This window comes from Micromonospora sp. CA-248212 (assembly GCF_050948405.1).
GTDB lineage: Bacteria > Actinomycetota > Actinomycetes > Mycobacteriales > Micromonosporaceae > Micromonospora.
The window spans coordinates 7,085,134-7,101,807 of sequence record NZ_CP192023.1 but is presented as its reverse complement, the minus strand read 5'-3'; the positions used below and the strand labels follow the sequence as shown (position 1 = coordinate 7,101,807).

Below are 16,674 nucleotides of genomic sequence, written 5' to 3'. Positions count from 1 at the left end.
ACCCGTCCCGGTGGCTCAGGATGCGGACATCGCCGTGCCGTCGGCGCGTCCCCCGCCGCCGCCCGTACGCTCAATATCCATGACCGCCGAGCAGCTGATCTCCTTTGCCCGTGGGGCCCCCTCGCTGGACATCGTCGATGTCGAAGGGCTCAAGGCCGCCGCCGTACGCGCCTTCGACGCCGATCCCGCGGGGGTCACGGCGTACGGCACCTCCGTCGGCTACGTGCCGCTGCGCAAGTGGATCGCCGAGAAGCACGGCGTCGCGGCCGACCAGGTGCTGGTTACCAACGGGTCGCTGCAGGCCGACGCGTTCCTCTTCGATCACCTGATCCGCCCCGGCGACGCGGTGGTCGTCGAGCGCCCCACGTACGACCGCACGCTGCTCAACCTCCAGCGGATGGGCGGCGAGCTGCACGGTGTGACGGTCCAGCCGGACGGCCTGGACACCGCCGAGCTGCGCAAGCTGCTGGAGTCCGGGGTGCGCCCCCGGCTGGCGCACGTCATCCCGAACTACCAGAACCCGGCCGGCGTGACGCTGTCGCTGGAGAAGCGCCGCGAGCTGCTCGACCTGGCCGCTGAATACCACTTCACGATCTTCGAGGACGACCCGTACGCGGACATCCGCTTCCGGGGCGAGGCGCTGCCGTCGATGCTCTCGATGGACACCCGCAACGTCGTCGTGCACGCGTCGAGCTTCACGAAGACGGTCTGCCCGGGCGTACGCGTCGGCTACCTGGTCGGTCCGGCGGATCTGATCGCCGACATCGCCAAGAACGCGACGAGCCTCTACATCTCGCCCGGCATGGTGTCGCAGGCGATCGTGCACCAGTTCTGCGTCTCCGGCGACATCGACCGCTCGATCGAGACCGTCCGGGCGGCGCTCGGCGAGCGGGCCCAGGTGCTGGCCGAGTCGCTGCGCCGGCACCTGCCGCAGGCGCGGTTCGTCGAGCCCGACGGCGGCTACTTCCTGTGGGTGGAGTTCCCCGAGGACGTGCTGGTGGACCGGCTCGCCCCGGCGGCGGCCGAGCGTGGCGTCGCCGTCGTCAAGGGCAGTGACTTCGTCCTCGACGGCGGGCGGCACGCCCTGCGGCTGGCCTTCTCCGCGGTGACGGCCGACCGGATCGACGAGGGCGTCCGCCGGCTCGCCGAGGCCGTCGAGGCCAGCCGAAGCTGAAAATCTGTCGGGTTTCCGACAAAAGGACGATGCCGGCCGTCTCAGGTCTCCCCAGCGGGCGGCCGGCGGCCCACAATGCTGCGAGCGTCATCCGTCAGGTGTAGCGGAGATCACCGCCCGCCCACCTCGGATCACGCGTGCAGCACAACCCCCGCCCCCACGGGCGCCGGGTGGGCCGTGTCGTCCCTTCACCCCCCGATGCGGCCCGGCCCGCCCGGCGCCGCACCCGCGACCGCCGTCACACCTGCCGATGGCCACCATCGGCGTAGCCTGCAAGCCGCAGGCGAGCGCGGGGAGGTGTCGCGATGACGGATCGGGCGGAGCGGGGCCGGACGGCGCCGTTGAACACATCTCGGGTGCTGCGACCCCGAGCCTGGCCGTCCCCGGTCCGGGCGATGACCCGGATGCTCAACGCCGACGGCTCACCACCCACCCCGGCGCCCAGCGGCGCCGGGCGCAGCGGAGTGGTCGACTGCGCGCTGTACATCGACGGCAGGCGGCAGCCCGGCGACTGGTCGTACGCCGAGGCGCTGGAGGCCGCACGTCGCGAGGAGCACGGCTTCGTCTGGATCGGGCTGCACCAGCCCGAGCTGGCCGAGATGAGCGCCATCGCGGAGACGTACGGCCTGCACGAGCTGGCCGTCGAGGACGCCGTGAAGGCCGAGCAGCGGCCCAAGCTGGAGCGCTTCGGCGACGTCAGCTTCCTGGTGCTGCGCACTGCCCGATACTGCGAGCACACCGAGCTGACCGAGACCTCCGAGGTGGTCGAGACCGGCCAGGTGATGCTCTTCATCGGCCCGAACTTCCTGATCAGCGTCCGGCACGGTGACGCCTGCCGGCTCTCCCCGGTCCGGGCGGATCTGGAGACCAAAGAGGAACTGCTGCTCCAGGGCCCGTGGGCGGTGGCGTACGGGGTGACCGACCGGGTGGTCGACCTCTACCTCGAGGTGGCCGAGCAGCTCGAGGACGACCTGGACCAGTTGGAGGCCGAGGTCTTCGACCGCAACAGCCACGGGCGCATCCAGCGGATCTACCAGATGAAGCGGGAGCTGGTGGAGTTCAAGCGGGCGGTGGTCCCCTTGCAGCGGCCGCTGATGAACCTGACCTCGCAGGTCAACCGGGACGTACCCAAGGAGATCCGCAAGTACTTCCGGGACGTGCAGGACCACCTGAGTCGTACGGTCGAGCAGGTGAACTCGTACGACGACCTGCTGAACTCGATCCTCCAGGCGCGGCTGGCCCAGGTGTCCGTCGACCAGAACAACGACATGCGCAAGATCGCCGCGTGGGCGGCCATCGCCGCCGTCTGGACCTCCATCGCCGGGGTCGAGGGCATGAACTTCGAGAACATGCCCGAGCTGAAGATGACCTACGGCTATCCGGTGGCCCTGGCCCTCATGCTCGGCGTCTCGCTGGCCCTCTACCGCTGGTTCCGCCGCAACGGCTGGCTCTGACCGGCCCGGCAGACGCGCGAAGCGCCGGTGCGCGGGGGCAAGCCCGCGTCGCCGGCGCTCGTCGCGCTGCTGTCAGGGGTCAGCGGCGGCCGTTGGTGCGGGCGGTGTCCTTGCCCAGCGCCTTGGTGAGGTCGTCGGCCGGGCGTCCCGAAACGTCCTTGGCGCCCTCGGCGACCGACGGAACCTTGTCGGTCGGGCGGACAGCGGTCGGCTTGGCCGTGGCGGTGGTGCTGGCGCTGTCGCCGCCGGTCACCGCCGAGCTGCCCGCGCCGGTCATCCCGGAGATGGCGGACCCGTCGGAGCCCTTGGTCGCGGCCGGGGTACGCACCTCGATCGAGTCGACCTCGTCGCGCATCGGCTCCAGGGTGTGGGTCGGGTCGTACTCGGCCCACTCCTGCTGCTCGCGGCGGCGGCGCAGGGCCACCGCACCGACCAGGCCGACGACGGCGCCCGCGGCCAGCAGGCCGGTCATCTTCGAACCGCGACGGCGCGGCTGCTTCTTCTTCCCCGTGATCCGCATGGTCTTCGACTTGGCCTTCCTGGTCAGCGGCCCTGCCTGCGCGGCGCCGTCCCGAGCCGCCGCGGCCAGCGGTGCCAGCGTGGTGAGTGTCGTACCCCAACCGGTCGACGCGCGGTCGCGCACCTTCACCGCGGCCGGCCCGACGTAGCCCCGGGCCACCTGGACCCGCGGGCCGACCGAGGAGCCGGCGCCCTTGGCGGCGTGGTTGGCTGCCTGCATCAGGTGGCTGATGCTCTGGTTCAGCTCTGCCTTCGCGAGCTGGCCCTGGGACTTACGCCGCCCGATTCCAAACACGGTCCTACCTCCTGGGAGTTGTTCCTTCGTCATCCTCCACCTTCGGATGCCTCCGCGATGCCAGATCGGGCACATGGGAGGATCCGCATGGAACTGACCAACAAGTGAGGAGTACCCGTGGCCGAGGCTGTCTACGCCACCCTGCACACCAACGCTGGCCCGATCCGGCTGGAGCTCTTCCCGAACCACGCGCCGAAGACCGTCCGCAACTTCGTCGACCTGGCTGAGGGCAACCGGGAGTACACCGACCCGCGCACCGGTCAGCCGGGCAACGGGCCGTACTACGACGGCACCATTTCGCACCGTGTGATCAGCGGTTTCATGGTCCAGATGGGCGACCCGACCGGCACCGGCCGGGGCGGGCCGGGCTACAAGTTCGCCGACGAGTTCCACCCGGAGCTGCGGTTCGACCGTCCCTACCTGCTGGCGATGGCGAATGCCGGACCGGGCACCAACGGTTCGCAGTTCTTCATCACCGTGTCCCCGACGCCGCACCTCAACAACCGGCACACCATCTTCGGCCAGGTCGCCGACGAGGAGTCGGTGAAGATCGTCGACTCGATCGCGAACACCCCGACCGGCCCGAGCGACCGTCCGCTGCAGGACGTCGTCATCGAGCGGGTCGAGATCGAGCGATCCGCTTCCTGACGACATCGCGAGGTACCTTTGCTCGCATGATTGAGCGCTCCGGAGCATCACGCCGGCCGGCGTCGGTGCCTCGCGCGGTGGCGGACGGAGGGTCGGCCCGGTGAGCGAGTCTCCGCCGACCACCCCGGTCTGCTACCGGCACCCCGGTCGGGAGACCTACGTCCGGTGCACCCGCTGCGACCGGCCGATCTGTCCGGAGTGCATGCGGGAGGCGTCCGTCGGGCACCAGTGCCCGGAGTGCGTCAACGAGGGTCGTCGTAGTGTCCGGCCGGCGCGTACCGCCTTCGGTGGCGGTGCCGCCGGCCGGCACGGCTACGTCACCAAGGCGCTCATCGCCCTGAACGTGTTGTTCTTCCTGCTCTCCGTCGCCTCCGCCCGGTCCTTTACCGCGGTGCTGGGCGGCTCCGGCTTCGGCGGGCTGGCCGGCGACGGAACGCCGCTGACCCGTTGGGGTGGCGTGCTCGGCTACGCCTCGTACGTTGCCTTCGGCCCGGTGCACGGTGTCGCGGCCGGTGAGTGGTACCGCCTGGTCACCGCCATGTTCCTGCACTACGGCGTGTTCCACCTGCTGCTGAACATGTGGGCGCTGTGGGTGCTCGGGCGGGAGTTGGAGGGCGCGCTCGGGCGGGTGCGTTTCCTCGCCCTCTACCTGATCGCGGGGATCGGGGGCAATGTCGCCGTCTTCCTGACCAGTGCTCCCAACGAAGGTCTGACTGTCGGCGCGTCGACGGCCACCTTCGGGCTCTTCGCCGCGATCTTCGTGATCATGCGTCGTCTCGGCCTGAACACCTCGGCGATCGTTCCGCTCCTCGTCATCAACCTGGTATTCACCTTCGCCGTGCCGGGCATCTCGAAAGCCGGGCACATCGGTGGCCTGGTGGTCGGCGGGGCGATGGCGGCGGTGCTCGCGTACGCGCCACGGGAGCGGCGCACGCTGGTGCAGGTCGTCGGCGGCTCGGTCATCGTGCTGATCCTGCTCGCCGCGGTGATCTTCCGAACCGTGCAACTGCTCAGCTGACCGGGCGGGCGGCCCGCAGCGCCGTGGCCACCTCTTCCGGGGTGGCTCCCAGGTCGTACCTGCCGAACAGGTGCAGCGACTCGTCCGCGTCGATCTCCAGGACCTCGCCGGTCAATCCGAGCCGTTGCCGGCGGTCCACGCTGATCGCCTCGACCGTCGACCAGGGCAGCAGTCGCCGGCCGGCGAAGCCGTGGATGACGGTGAGCCCCGCCGGGTCGACCGCCAGCCGGACCGGCGCCACCAGGTCGCGTACCGCCCAGACGGCCAGCGCGGCGGCGGCCACGCCGGCCACGACCAGCCGCACCGGGTCACCGTCGGCGAACAGCAACCCGAGTGCGATCAGCAGAACGGCACCGGCGAGCTTCGCCGTGGGCAGGGTCGACGGCACCCGCCACTGCCGAGTTCCGGGAATGTCATCCACCCGCCCAGCATGCCAGCGGTCATGGCCTCCCGCTTCTGCCCACCACCACTCCATGATCGACGCCGGAGAGGGGCGGGCGGCGGCCCGCCGCGTCAGCGTAGGATCGGGACAGCCCAAGTTACCGGGGAGTAAACATGAGTGACGCGGTCATCGTCGGCGCGGTACGCACCCCGGTCGGGCGGCGCAAGGGCGGTCTCGCCGGTGTCCACCCGGTCGACCTGTCGGCGCACGTGCTGCGCGCCCTCGCCGAGCGTACGGGGCTCGACCCAGCGCAGGTCGACGACGTCTTCTGGGGCTGCGTGTCCCAGGTCGGCGAGCAGTCGTGGAACATCGCCCGCAACGCCGTCCTCGCCGCCGGCTGGCCGGAGGCGGTGCCCGGCACCACGCTCGACCGGCAGTGCGGTTCCAGCCAGCAGGCCCTGCACTTCGCCGCCGCGACGGTGCTCTCCGGCCAGGCCGACCTGGTGGTCGCCGGTGGGGTGGAGTCGATGACCCGGGTGCCGATGGGTTCCAGCGTGGCGGACGGCCTGCCGTTCAGCGACCAGCTCCGCGCCCGCTACCGGGGTGTGGAGGGCTTCGCGGACGACGCGCCGCTCCCCTTCAACCAGGGCGTCGGGGCCGAGCTGATCGCCCGGCGCTGGCGCTTCTCCCGTACCCAGCTCGACGAGTTCGCCCTGGCCAGCCACGAGAAGGCCGCCGCCGCGCAGGACGCCGGCGCGTTCGACCCGGAGCTGGCGGCGGTGCCCCTCGACGACGGTGGCACGGTCGCGGCCGACGAGGGCATCCGCCGGGACACCTCGCTGGACCGGCTCGCCGAGCTGCCCACCCCGTTCCGCGCCGACGGTGTGGTCACCGCCGGTTCCGCGTCGCAGATCTCCGACGGCGCCGCCGCGCTCGCGGTGACCACGTCCGACTGGGCCAGCCGGCACGGCCTGCGCCCGCTGGCCCGCATCCACACCGCGGTGGTCGCCGCCGACGACCCGGTCACCATGCTCACCGCGCCCATCCCGGCCACCGCGAAGGCGCTGCGCCGCGCGGGGCTGGGCATCGAGGAGATCGGGGTGTACGAGGTGAACGAGGCGTTCGCCCCCGTACCGCTCGCCTGGTTGGCGGAGACCGAGGCGGACCCGGAGCGGCTGAACCCGCGTGGCGGGGCGATCGCCCTCGGGCATCCGCTCGGTGGCTCCGGCGCCCGGATCATGACGACGATGTTGGCGCACATGCGGGACAACGGAATCCGCTACGGCCTGCAGACCATGTGCGAGGGCGGCGGCATGGCCAACGCCACGATCGTCGAGCTGGTCTGATCCGCCCCGGAAATGCTCTCGCCGAGGTCGGGCACGCCGCCTAGGGTGCCCATCGTGACGACGATCGCCGACGAGCGCGCTCCCGACTGGTCCAGCGTGCAGTGGCAGGAGCAGGCCCGGTCCTGGGTCGACGAGCGACTCGCGGGCACCGGCCGGCGGGTCAGTGGGCCGGTCGAGCCCCGGGTCCGGCCGTGGTCGCTGGTCTGGCGGGTGCCGACCGACGACGGACCGGTCTGGTTCAAGGCCAACAACTCCGGCACGACGCACGAGGCGGTCCTGATCGCGACGCTGGCCGCGCTGACGCCCGAGCGGGTGCTGGCCCCGATCGGGGTGGACCGGGAGCGGGGCTGGTCGCTGCTCCCCGACGGCGGGGAGACGCTGCGCGACGTGCTGGGCCGCGACCCCGACCTGACGCACTGGGAGCGGGCCCTGCCCGGGTACGCGGCGCTGCAACTCGCCACCGCGTCGCGCGCCGATGAACTGGTCGCCCTCGGCGTGCCGGACCACCGTCCGGAGGCGCTGGCCGGGCTGCTCGCCGACCTGCTCGACGATGCCGAGTCGCTGCGCGTCGGCGCGGAGGGCGGACTGACCGTCGAGACGTACGAGCGGTTGCGGGCGGAGGTTCCGGCGTACGCGCGGCGGTGCCGTCGGCTCGCGGACATCGGCATTGAGCCAACCGTGCAGCACGACGACCTGCACGACGGCAACGTCTTCGCCGGGCCGGCCGGGTACCGCTACTTCGACTGGGGCGACGCCTCGGTGGCGCACCCCTTCGGCACGCTGCTGGTGACCCTGCGCTCCATTCGGTACGCCACCGCGCTGTCCGCCGACGACGCCAGCCTGGCCCGGCTGCGCGACGCCTACCTGGAGGCGTGGACCGACCGTTACGACCGCCGCACCCTCGTCGAGGCCGCCGGCCTGGCGATGAACCTGGGCGCGGTGAGCCGGTCGCTCTCCTGGCGGCGGGCCCTCGACACGACCGACCCGGCCCGCGCTGAGTACGCCGAGGCGGTGCCCGGGTGGCTCGCCGAGCTGTTCGCCGCTACCCCGCTTCAGCCCGAAAGCTGACCGGCATCCGTCCAGGTCGGAAATCGGACAGGCAGTGCGACGGGCCGGCGTGGAACTTCCAAAAATTCGCCGTGACCCACGTCACCCCGCCGGGCAGGTCGTTGGGCAGGTCATGGACGTCTTCTCCCGAACGTTCCTCCCGGCCGCCACCGAGGCCGGCCTCGCCGTGCAGACCGTGAGCCGGCACATGCCGGTGTTCCGCCGCTGCGTCGGCTCCGGTGACGCGACCATCCTCGTCACCCGTTGTAGCCGCCCCGACCGTCCGGTCACCGGCGACTACCTGCTGCTGCTCACGCACCGCCGACTGGTGGTGACCCAGCAGACCCGACTCCTGCACCGACTGCGCCTGCACCTCAACACCGAGCTGCGAGAGCTGAGCAACGTCACGTGGAGCCCCGACCCGCGGCTGCACTCGGTCGAGCTGGCCGCCACCGCGATCGACGGGATCCGCGAGCGGTTCCTCATCCGCACCACCCACCCGAAGCAGGTGTGGCAGCTCGACGCGCTGCTCAACCACGCCTTTCGGACCCGTCTGCGGGCACCCCGCGAACGGGTTCTCGCCACCATCGGCGACACGCCCGCCCCCGTACGGCCCAGCGTGTTCCGTCCCGCCGTCGCACGCTGACGCCGTACGACGAGCGCCTTTACCGAACTCGAACACGTACCGATCGCGCCGAGCCACCGGGTCGGGAATCATGGGCCGGTGACTTCGGAACCGCCGCACCGCGGACTCGTCCTCGTGGTCGAGGACGAGCCGGCCATCGCCGACCTGGTACGGCTCTACCTGGGCCGCGACGGGTTCGGCGTCCACCTCGAACGCGACGGTGAGGCCGGCCTGAACGCGGCCCGCCGGCTGCGCCCGGTGGCCTGCGTCCTGGACATCGCCCTGCCCGGCCTTCCCGGCACCGAGATCTGCCGACGGCTGCGCGAGGCCGGCGACTGGACGCCGGTCATCTTTCTCACCGCTCGCGACGACGAGGTCGACCGGATCGTCGGGCTGGAGTTGGGCGCCGACGACTACGTGACGAAACCGTTCAGCCCGCGCGAGCTGGTCGCCCGGGTACGCGCCGTGCTGCGTCGCACCGCCGGTGGCCCCGAGGGCGCGGAACGCCCGCGCGTCGTCGGCCCGGTGACCCTCGACCCGGCCCGCCGGACGGTCACCGCCGGGGGGCTGCCGGTGCAGCTCACCTCGACCGAATTCGACCTGCTGGCCCATCTCATGGCCCGGCCGGGGCGGGTCTTCACCCGCGAGGAGTTGCTGGCCGGGGTCTGGGGATACGCCGCGCACGCCGGCACCCGCACCGTGGACGTGCACGTCGCGCAGGTACGCGCGAAGCTCGGCCCGGCCAGCGTCATCCGCACCCACCGCGGCGTGGGGTACGCGGTCGATGCCTGAGCAGCCGGTACGCGTCGAGTCGCCGACCATGGCGCTGCCAGTGGTCGGCGACCGCCAGTCGGCCGCCCCCCGGCGTAACCGGCTCGGCCGGACCCTGACCGCCCGCGCGGTGCTGGTCACCTGTGCGGTGGCACTGGTGTCGGTGCTCGTCACGGCGATCGTCGCCGTGCCGCTGGCGATCCGGGGCGCGGAGCGACGCGATCAGGACGCCCTCGCCGCCCAGGCGCGACTCGCCGCCGAGGTGCTGCGGACCCGGCTGGACCGGGGACGCGCCGCCGACGAGGAGAAGCTCATCCAGCAACTCCGTGACCAGGGCATCGACGCGTACCTGATCCGGCGCGGGACCGTCGACCGGGCGGGCCTGCCGCCGCGCGTGGTGCAGCGGATCGGGCAGGGCCGCAACGTGTCGGCCCGCCGGTCGGTCAACGGGCACCGCGCCCTGGTGGAGGGCCGGGCGCTGCCCGACGGCAACGGGGTCGTGCTCTCCCGCGCCACGTCGGACGGGCTGTGGGCGCAGGTGCTGCTCAGCCTGTGGCTGCCGCTGCTGGCCGGCCTGGCCGCCGGTGTGGTGGCCGGTCTCCTGTTGGCCCGCCGCCTGGCCCGACCGATCCGCGTTGCGGCCACCGCCGCCGCCCGGTTGCGCGCCGGCGACCGCGCCGTGCGGGTGCCGGTCGAGTCGCCGGACGAGGTCGCCGACCTGGCCGAGGCGTTGAACGGCCTGGCCGCCGCGCTGACCACCAGCGAGGGCCGGCAGCGGGAGTTCCTGCTGTCCGTCTCGCACGAGCTGCGCACCCCGCTGACCGCGATCCGGGGGTACGCCGAGGCGCTGGCCGACGGGGTCATCGACGCGGACGGCACCGCCGACACCGGCCGGACCATGCTGGCCGAGGCCCAGCACCTCGACCGGCTGATCGGCGACCTGCTGGCGCTGGCCCGGTTGGAGGCCGCCGACTTCCCGCTGGAGCCGGTACCCGTCGACCTCACCCGACTGGCCGCCGACGCGGAGCCCACCTGGTCCGGCCGCTGCGCTGCGGTCGGGGTGCCGTTCCACCTCCAGACGCCCGGCGCGCCGGTGTCCGCGTACACCGATCCGGGTCGGATCCGGCAGGTGCTGGACGGGCTGTTGGAGAACGCGCTGCGGGTCGTACCCCCGGGTGCGCCCGTGGTGCTCGCGGTCCGGCCGGTCGGTCCGGACCCGGCGGCCGGCGGTGTGCTGGAGGTCCGCGACGGCGGGCCCGGCTTCACCGACGACGACCTGGCGGTGGCGTTCGAGCGGGGGGCGCTGCACGAGCGGTACCGGGGGGTGCGCAAGGTGGGCAGCGGTCTCGGGCTGGCGCTCGCGGCCGGGCTGGTGCGCCGGCTCGGCGGGGAGATTGTCGCGGGTCACGCGCCCGAGGGTGGCGCTGCCTTCACGGTCCGGCTGCCCGGTGATCCTTACCGGACCCGTACATCGGCCTGACGGTCCGCTCGTCCTCGCGGGGAAGGCTGAAGGCTCCACGGACGAGAGGGAGAGTCATGCCACGTTGGGGATTCGTCACCGGCACCACGGCACTGTTCGCAGCGGTGGCGCTCGGCGTCAGCGGATGCGGCGCGGCCGAGGTGGCCAGCCAGCCCGCGCGGGACGCGGCTGTCGAGGTCGCCGCCGCGATGGGTGTGGAGGGCCAGGCGCTCACCGCGATGGGCTTCGACGCCAACGACCTGGACGTGCAGACCCTCGCCGCCCCGGCGACGCCCGCACCTTCTCCCACGGCGGCCGAGAAGGGTAAGCAGAAGCGCGGCGAGGAGTTGCGCAAGCGCCACCAGGCCCGCGTGCTGCTGCGGAAGAACACCCTGCACGGCGAGGCGGTGGTGCAGACCAAGGAGAACGGTACGCAGACCGTCGCCGTCCAGCGTGGCGCGGTGACCGCCGTCGACGGCGACTCGATGACCGTCAAGTCCACCGACGGTTTCACGATGACGTGGACCTTCGGCGAGGACCTGCGCGTCGTCGAGAAGCGGTCGACGGTGCAGCCCAGCGAGGTGAAGGTCGGCACGACGGTCGGCGTCGCCGGCACCAAGGACGGGGACAAGGGCGTCGCCCGGCTCGTCCTCATCCCTCGCGCCAAGTAGCCGAAAGCGAGGGCCCCGCACGTCGTACGTGCGGGGCCCTCGCCTGCCGTAGTTGTCAGCGTCCCGGGGGCAGGGCGTAACCGACGTAGTCGCGGAACTCCAACCGCCACCCGGCCGGGATCAGCTCGGCGCAGGCCGGCTGGCTACCGGTGCAGACGATCGCGTCCACCGAGGCCGGGTCGGCGGGCGGTCGCTCCGGCAGGACCGACTGCAACGACACCAGATCCGGGGAGCTGCCGTCCGGCTGGCGCAGCAGCAGCCACCACGGGTACTCCCAGTCGTCGTTCCGCTCGACCAGACCGATCCGGCGCGCGCCGCTCTCGCGGACCGCCGCCGCGGCCCAGCGGAACTCGTCGGCCCACTCGGGTCGGCGCAGGAACCGGGTGTCCCAGTCCGAGGTCGTGAAGACCGAGCCCGAGCCGACGAGCCGGCGCGGAAAGCCGTACGACAGCGCGAGCACTCCGGCCAGCGCCGAGGTGGCGAGCACGACGACGACCGCCACGGCGGCCACCGAGCGTCGCCTCCGATCCGGGTCGGCGGGCTCCGGCGTCCGGTCGGCGTGGCGGCGCAGGAGCGCGTCGAGCCAGAGGCCGGCGAGCGGGACGGCGAGCACCAGGGCGTAGAGGATCAGTCGGTTGCCCCACGGCTGCCACTTGATCATTGAGGTGTGCAGCAGCACGGCGGCCAGCACCACCACGGCGTACGCCCGCAGCGGCCCCGCCTGCGCCGGATCGATCCGGCGCGGGCGGACGAGGGCGACCAGCGCGCCGAGCAGCGCCACCGACCCGGCGATCGGGAACGCCACCCGATCCTCGTCCGGGTACCAGGCCGGCACCGGGAACACCTCCCGGCCGAAGGTGATCGCCCGGTCCTGCGGGTCGACGCCGATCGCCTCCGCGCCGCCGATGATCGCGTCCGCGCCGGCGGTGCGCAGCGGCGCGACCGGCGTGTCGAAGGCCGTGTGCCCGATGCGCAGCGCGTTGACCAGGATCGACGCCGGGTCGTGCCGCTCCATCGGGATCGACTCACGCAGCCGGGGCGGGCCCAACGGGTGCCCGAACTCGGCCGTCACCCGGGCCAGGAACGGGCCGACGACAAGCGCCGCCACCGCCAGGATCAGCACCGAACCGGTGACGACGCGGAACACCGGCCGCGCCCGCCCCGCCGACGCCCCGGCGGTCGCCGCCCGACCCGCCGCTCCGGCGGTCGCCGCCCGACCCGACGGTTCGGCGGCTGATGGCCGAGCCGCCAGGGCCAGCCGGAGCTGGGCCAGACCCCAGAGCACCAGCAGCGGGCCCACCGCGATCAGACCACTGGTCTTGGTCACCGCGGTCAACCCGGTGGCCGCCCCCAGGCCGAGCACGGTTCCCCAGCCGGTGCGTCGGCGCAGACCGTCCAGAGCGAGGGTCGCCGCGCACGCCACCCACGCCGCGCAGACCAGGTCGGTCTGCGTGCTGGTGGCCTGTAGCGCGACCATCGGGGTGCTGGCCAGCACGAACGCGGTGATCAACTGGGCTCGCCGGCCGCCGCCGAGCTGCGCCGTGATCCGCGCGGCCACCAGGAGGCAGAGCACCCCGGCGGCCCACTGCACCAGGTTGTGCAGCGCGTCGCCGCCGGTGAGTAGGCGCAGGTGCAGCAGCAGGTACTCCGCGCCGGGCGGGATGGTCACCTGCCGGTGGATGGCGGTGGGCCAGAAGTCGAGGTCGCCCTGGGCCACCCAGTGCTCGACCTTCGGCAGGTGGTACGTCTGCGAGTCGAAGTTGTTCGGCTCGGCCAAGAGCGCGATCAGCAGCTCCAGCAGCACCAGGCCGCCGATGCCGCCCGCGAGCAGCCGTTCGCCCCGACCCGCCGTACGCCAACTCTCGGTCGCCCGGGTGAGCAGTCTGGCGCGTACTCCCTTGGGCTGGATCGGTGCGGCCGTGCGCCCGCCCACCGGGCCGTGGTCGACGGCCGGGGCGGGTGTGTCCGGGGCGGCGCCGGCGGGCACCGCCGCGCCCACCGGCACCGGCTGCGGCGTCGCGGCGGCGGCCGGTGTGGCCGGGGTGTCGCGTCGCCGGCGCAGAGCCACCGCCGTCGCGGCGGCGAGGAGAAAGAGCAGCCAGGCGGCGACGAACGCCGGCCGGGTCAGGGCGTGCAGCGCGCCGAGCACCTCGACGACGAGCACCGCGTACGCGCCGGTGAGCAGCGCGGCGCGCACCGCGGCGAGCCGGGACGGGGCCACCGCAGACGTCCCGCGCGGCTTCGACGCGATCGTGAGCAGGAGCACCGAGGCGGCGGGGAGCACCGCGAGCAGGGGGCCGGCAGCCGACATGGCGGGAAGTAAACACCATCGGGCTGAAACCGCCACGCCGGCTGTCCGACGGTGGCGGCCACCGTTGGGCTGACCAGCCAGGCTAGGCTAGGCCCGACGTGTTGTCGCCACCGTGGAGATTCCCGTGAAGCTCTCGATCCTCATGCCGGTCTACAACGAGGAAGAACGCATCGCGGATGCCCTCAAGCAGGCGTTGGCGGTGGACTACCCCTGCGAGATCGAGCTGGTCGTGGTCGACGACGGCAGCCGTGACGGCACCGGCGAGGTCCTCGGTCGCGCCGACGACGCGCGCCTGCGGGTGATCACCCACCAGCGCAACGCGGGCAAGGGCGCGGCCATCAAGACGGCGGTCGACAGCGCCGAGGGCGAATACATGGTCATCCTCGACGCCGATCTGGAGTACGACCCGCAGGACATCCCGAAGCTGCTCGCCCCGGTGCTCGACGGGCGGGCCACGGTCGTCTACGGCAATCGCACGTTCGGCAGCCACAGCGCCTACAGCTTCTGGTACGTGATGGGCAACAAGGGCGTCACGATGGCGGCGAACGTCCTCTTCAACTCGTACATCGGTGACCTGGAGACCTGCTTCAAGCTGATGCCGGTGGAGCTGTACCGGTCGCTGGAGGTGCGCTCGCGGGGCTTCGGCATGGAGGCCGAGGTGACCGGCAAGCTGCTGCGCCGCCGGATCCGCCCGTACGAGGTGCCGATCAGCTACCGGGCCCGGGGCCGCGAAGAGGGCAAGAAGATCACCTGGAAGGACGGCGTCGAGGCGATCTGGATCCTCGGTCGCGAGCGCGCCCGCCGTCGCCCGGCGGTCTCCTCCGCGCGTTGATCGCCGGTAACCTTGAGTTGAAGTCCACTTCAACTCAAGGACCCGGTGATGCAGGACGCGTTGACGATCGGTGAGCTGTCCGTCCGCTCCGGCGTGGCACCGTCCGCGCTGCGCTACTACGAGCGCCTCGGCCTGATCCGCGCCGACCGCACCGGCGGCAACCAGCGCCGCTACGCCCGCGCCGAGCTGCGGCGGGTCGCCTTCATCCGGATCTCCCAGCAGGTCGGCGTCTCGCTCGACGAGATCCGCGACGCGCTGGAATCGCTGCCCGAGCGCCGTACCCCCAGCCCGCAGGACTGGGAGCGCCTCTCCGCGAGCTGGCGCGGCCGGCTGGACGAGAAGATCCGGCTGCTCACCAAGCTCCGCGACGACCTCGACGGCTGCATCGGCTGCGGCTGCCTGTCCCTGCAACGCTGCATGCTCTACAACCCCGGCGACACCCTCGCCGCCCAGGGCCCCGGCGCCCGCCTCATGCTGCCGCCCGCCTCACCCGAGGGTGAGTAGCACCTTCCCGACGTGGTCGCTCGACTCGACCAGCCGATGCGCCTCGGCCGCCTCGGCCATCGGCAGCCGCCGGTCCACCACCGGGCGGACCGCGCCAGCCGCGACCAACGGCCACACCTCATCGCGTACGCCCCGCACGATCCCCGCCTTCTCGGCCAGCGGCCGGGAGCGCAGCGCGGTCGCCGACACGCTGGCCCGCTTGGTCAGCAACGCGCCAAGATCCAGCTCGGCCTTGCGGCCACCCTGCATCCCGATCACCACGAGCCGGCCGCCGGTGGCCAGCGCCTCCACGTTCCGCCCCAGGTAGGAAGCGCCCAGAATGTCGAGGATGACGTCCGCGCCGTGGCCGTCGGTGGCCTCACGGACCTCCTCGACGAAATCCTGGTCCCGGTAGTCGATCGTGTGCGCCGCGCCCAGTTCGCGCAGCCGGGCGTGCTTCGTCGTCCGGGCGGTCGCCAGGACCGTGGCGCCGAGCGCCGCCCCGAACTGGATCGCGAACGTGCCGATCCCACTGCCCCCGCCGTGCACCAGCAGCGTGTCGCCGGCGGTGAGTCGACCCACCCCCACCACGTTCGACCACACCGTGCAGGCCACCTCCGGCAGCGCCGCAGCGTCGACCAGGTCCACGCCGGCCGGCACCGGCAGCAGTTGGCCGGCGGGCACCGCCACGCGCTCGGCGTACCCGCCACCGGCCAGCAGCGCGCAGACCTCCTGGCCGACCGCCCACCCGGTCACCTCCGGGCCGACCGCGTCGATCACCCCGGAACACTCCAGACCGAGGTACGCGGGCGCGCCCGGCGGCGGCGGATAGTGCCCCTGCCGTTGCAGCAGGTCCGCGCGGTTGACCCCGCTGGCCCGCACCCGGACGATCACCTCACCCGGGCCGGGCTCGGGATCGGGCACCTCGGCCCAGACCAGCGCGTCGGGTCCACCAGGCTGCGGAACGGTGATGGCTCGCATATCCCCAGTCTCACCCGCCGCGCTCGCCGCCGCAGACGCACCCCTCGCGGCGACGCGGTCCCTGTCGGCTTGGTCCCCCCGGCTTGCGGGAAACCAGTCGGTCCGCGGGCTTGGTTCCCCGGCTTCCGTGAAACCGGGCGGCCCGCGGGCTTGGTTCCCCGGCTTGCGGGAAACCGGGCGGTCCGCGGGCTTGGTCAACTCGGCTTCCGTGAAACCGGGGCATCCGGGCGCGCGGGACGCCCCGGTTTCCGGGGACCCGAGTCGATCAGCGCCACAGTGGACGCTGGAGCTGCCGCCTGGCCGGCGCTTTTCGGGGAGGGACGCCGAGCCGGCCGCCGGGTGCCGTGGCAGACTGTTCACGGCCGCGCACCCACGGGTGCCGGTCCGGGAGGGTTCGCCTAGTGGCCGATGGCGCTGGTCTTGAAAACCGGTAAGGCAGCGATGTCTTCGTGGGTTCGAATCCCACACCCTCCGCCCATCTGGACAGCAAAAATGCCCCCTGACCAGCGCGAACGCCGGTCAGGGGGCATGTCTATAGATCGTGAGTAAGTCTCACTTCGTCTCGCTTGGGACTGCCGTGTCTCACTGGTTGTGTCGTCTACGTGTCGGCGCTCTCCGGCCCTTCGGTCGGCTCGGTGCCTAGCGCTCCCTCGATCCG

General features: G+C 72.5%; 16 protein-coding genes and 1 tRNA gene. 13 read left to right on the top strand and 4 right to left on the bottom strand.

All coding sequences use genetic code 11. The features are described 5' to 3' along the window. Positions 1-79: 79 nt before the first annotated feature. Positions 80-1,174, top strand: a complete 1,095-nt coding sequence (locus tag ACQP03_RS33455; RefSeq protein WP_357131584.1) for a PLP-dependent aminotransferase family protein — start codon at positions 80-82, stop codon at positions 1,172-1,174. 305 nt (positions 1,175-1,479) lie between these two features. Further along, positions 1,480-2,628, top strand: coding sequence for a magnesium/cobalt transporter CorA (gene corA / locus ACQP03_RS33450; RefSeq protein WP_357131588.1), 1,149 nt, complete (start codon positions 1,480-1,482; stop codon positions 2,626-2,628). A gap of 79 nt (positions 2,629-2,707) precedes the next feature. Here the strand turns inward: corA and ACQP03_RS33445 are convergent, their stop codons facing one another. Continuing rightward, positions 2,708-3,475, bottom strand: coding sequence for a hypothetical protein (locus tag ACQP03_RS33445; RefSeq protein WP_357131592.1), 768 nt, complete (start codon positions 3,473-3,475; stop codon positions 2,708-2,710). An 84-nt stretch (positions 3,476-3,559) separates the two neighbouring features. Between ACQP03_RS33445 and ACQP03_RS33440 the strand changes: the two genes are divergently transcribed. Then, entirely contained in the window at positions 3,560-4,090 is a 531-nt protein-coding gene (locus tag ACQP03_RS33440; RefSeq protein ID WP_357131595.1) for a peptidylprolyl isomerase, read from the top strand. Between the two features lie 100 nt (positions 4,091-4,190). Beyond that, positions 4,191-5,108, top strand: a complete 918-nt coding sequence (locus tag ACQP03_RS33435) for a rhomboid family intramembrane serine protease (RefSeq protein ID WP_357131598.1) — start codon at positions 4,191-4,193, stop codon at positions 5,106-5,108. On the opposite strand, the gene ACQP03_RS33430 is transcribed toward ACQP03_RS33435, so the two are convergent. Then, complete coding sequence (locus tag ACQP03_RS33430; protein ID WP_357131601.1) at positions 5,101-5,529, bottom strand: PH domain-containing protein; 429 nt, start codon at positions 5,527-5,529, stop codon at positions 5,101-5,103. The two genes, ACQP03_RS33435 and ACQP03_RS33430, sit on opposite strands and share 8 nt — an antisense overlap. Positions 5,530-5,663: 134 nt before the next feature. On the opposite strand from ACQP03_RS33430, the gene ACQP03_RS33425 reads away from it, so the two are divergent. From ACQP03_RS33425 to ACQP03_RS33400, 6 genes are all read left to right on the top strand, one after another. Further along, the gene (locus ACQP03_RS33425) at positions 5,664-6,836 is read left to right on the top strand and encodes a thiolase family protein (protein ID WP_357131604.1); all 1,173 of its coding nucleotides are present in this window, start codon (positions 5,664-5,666) and stop codon (positions 6,834-6,836) included. A 54-nt stretch (positions 6,837-6,890) separates the two neighbouring features. Then, entirely contained in the window at positions 6,891-7,904 is a 1,014-nt protein-coding gene (locus ACQP03_RS33420; RefSeq protein WP_357131607.1) for an aminoglycoside phosphotransferase family protein, read from the top strand. A gap of 112 nt (positions 7,905-8,016) precedes the next feature. Beyond that, positions 8,017-8,529: a hypothetical protein gene (locus ACQP03_RS33415; RefSeq protein WP_357131610.1), complete on the top strand. Its 513-nt coding sequence runs from the start codon at positions 8,017-8,019 to the stop codon at positions 8,527-8,529. Positions 8,530-8,607: 78 nt separating this feature from the next. Beyond that, positions 8,608-9,300, top strand: a complete 693-nt coding sequence (locus tag ACQP03_RS33410; RefSeq protein WP_357393768.1) for a response regulator transcription factor — start codon at positions 8,608-8,610, stop codon at positions 9,298-9,300. A 28-nt stretch (positions 9,301-9,328) separates the two neighbouring features. Beyond that, a complete protein-coding gene (locus tag ACQP03_RS33405; RefSeq protein WP_433461241.1) occupies positions 9,329-10,759 on the top strand; it encodes a histidine kinase dimerization/phospho-acceptor domain-containing protein in 1,431 nt (476 codons plus the stop codon). 56 nt (positions 10,760-10,815) lie between these two features. Then, entirely contained in the window at positions 10,816-11,409 is a 594-nt protein-coding gene (locus ACQP03_RS33400; protein ID WP_357131619.1) for a hypothetical protein, read from the top strand. Positions 11,410-11,464: 55 nt separating this feature from the next. Here the strand turns inward: ACQP03_RS33400 and ACQP03_RS33395 are convergent, their stop codons facing one another. Next, entirely contained in the window at positions 11,465-13,720 is a 2,256-nt protein-coding gene (locus ACQP03_RS33395; RefSeq protein WP_357171794.1) for a hypothetical protein, read from the bottom strand. A gap of 124 nt (positions 13,721-13,844) precedes the next feature. On the opposite strand from ACQP03_RS33395, the gene ACQP03_RS33390 reads away from it, so the two are divergent. Continuing rightward, the gene (locus ACQP03_RS33390; RefSeq protein ID WP_355240514.1) at positions 13,845-14,552 is read left to right on the top strand and encodes a glycosyltransferase family 2 protein; all 708 of its coding nucleotides are present in this window, start codon (positions 13,845-13,847) and stop codon (positions 14,550-14,552) included. A 48-nt stretch (positions 14,553-14,600) separates the two neighbouring features. Continuing rightward, positions 14,601-15,056: a redox-sensitive transcriptional activator SoxR gene (gene soxR, locus ACQP03_RS33385; RefSeq protein ID WP_357131626.1), complete on the top strand. Its 456-nt coding sequence runs from the start codon at positions 14,601-14,603 to the stop codon at positions 15,054-15,056. On the opposite strand, the gene ACQP03_RS33380 is transcribed toward soxR, so the two are convergent. Next, on the bottom strand, positions 15,039-16,016 hold the full coding sequence (locus tag ACQP03_RS33380) for an NAD(P)H-quinone oxidoreductase (protein ID WP_357171795.1): 978 nt from the start codon (positions 16,014-16,016) through the stop codon (positions 15,039-15,041). The two genes, soxR and ACQP03_RS33380, sit on opposite strands and share 18 nt — an antisense overlap. Positions 16,017-16,403: 387 nt before the next feature. Here ACQP03_RS33380 and ACQP03_RS33375 point away from each other — a divergent pair. Continuing rightward, positions 16,404-16,490, top strand: a tRNA-Ser gene (locus tag ACQP03_RS33375). Positions 16,491-16,674: the final 184 nt, after the last annotated feature.

What these genes read in the sequence shown, in the direction of transcription:
- ACQP03_RS33405 (WP_433461241.1), top strand. Translation starts at nt 9,329, where the DNA reads ATGGCGCTGCCAGTGGTCGGCGACCGCCAGTCGGCCGCCCCCCGGCGT.
- ACQP03_RS33415 (WP_357131610.1), top strand. Translation starts at nt 8,017, where the DNA reads ATGGACGTCTTCTCCCGAACGTTCCTCCCGGCCGCCACCGAGGCCGGC.
- ACQP03_RS33395 (WP_357171794.1), bottom strand. Translation starts at nt 13,720, where the DNA reads ATGTCGGCTGCCGGCCCCCTGCTCGCGGTGCTCCCCGCCGCCTCGGTG.
- ACQP03_RS33425 (WP_357131604.1), top strand. Translation starts at nt 5,664, where the DNA reads ATGAGTGACGCGGTCATCGTCGGCGCGGTACGCACCCCGGTCGGGCGG.
- ACQP03_RS33445 (WP_357131592.1), bottom strand. Translation starts at nt 3,475, where the DNA reads ATGACGAAGGAACAACTCCCAGGAGGTAGGACCGTGTTTGGAATCGGG.
- ACQP03_RS33380 (WP_357171795.1), bottom strand. Translation starts at nt 16,016, where the DNA reads ATGCGAGCCATCACCGTTCCGCAGCCTGGTGGACCCGACGCGCTGGTC.
- corA (WP_357131588.1), top strand. Translation starts at nt 1,480, where the DNA reads ATGACGGATCGGGCGGAGCGGGGCCGGACGGCGCCGTTGAACACATCT.
- ACQP03_RS33455 (WP_357131584.1), top strand. Translation starts at nt 80, where the DNA reads ATGACCGCCGAGCAGCTGATCTCCTTTGCCCGTGGGGCCCCCTCGCTG.
- soxR (WP_357131626.1), top strand. Translation starts at nt 14,601, where the DNA reads ATGCAGGACGCGTTGACGATCGGTGAGCTGTCCGTCCGCTCCGGCGTG.
- ACQP03_RS33400 (WP_357131619.1), top strand. Translation starts at nt 10,816, where the DNA reads ATGCCACGTTGGGGATTCGTCACCGGCACCACGGCACTGTTCGCAGCG.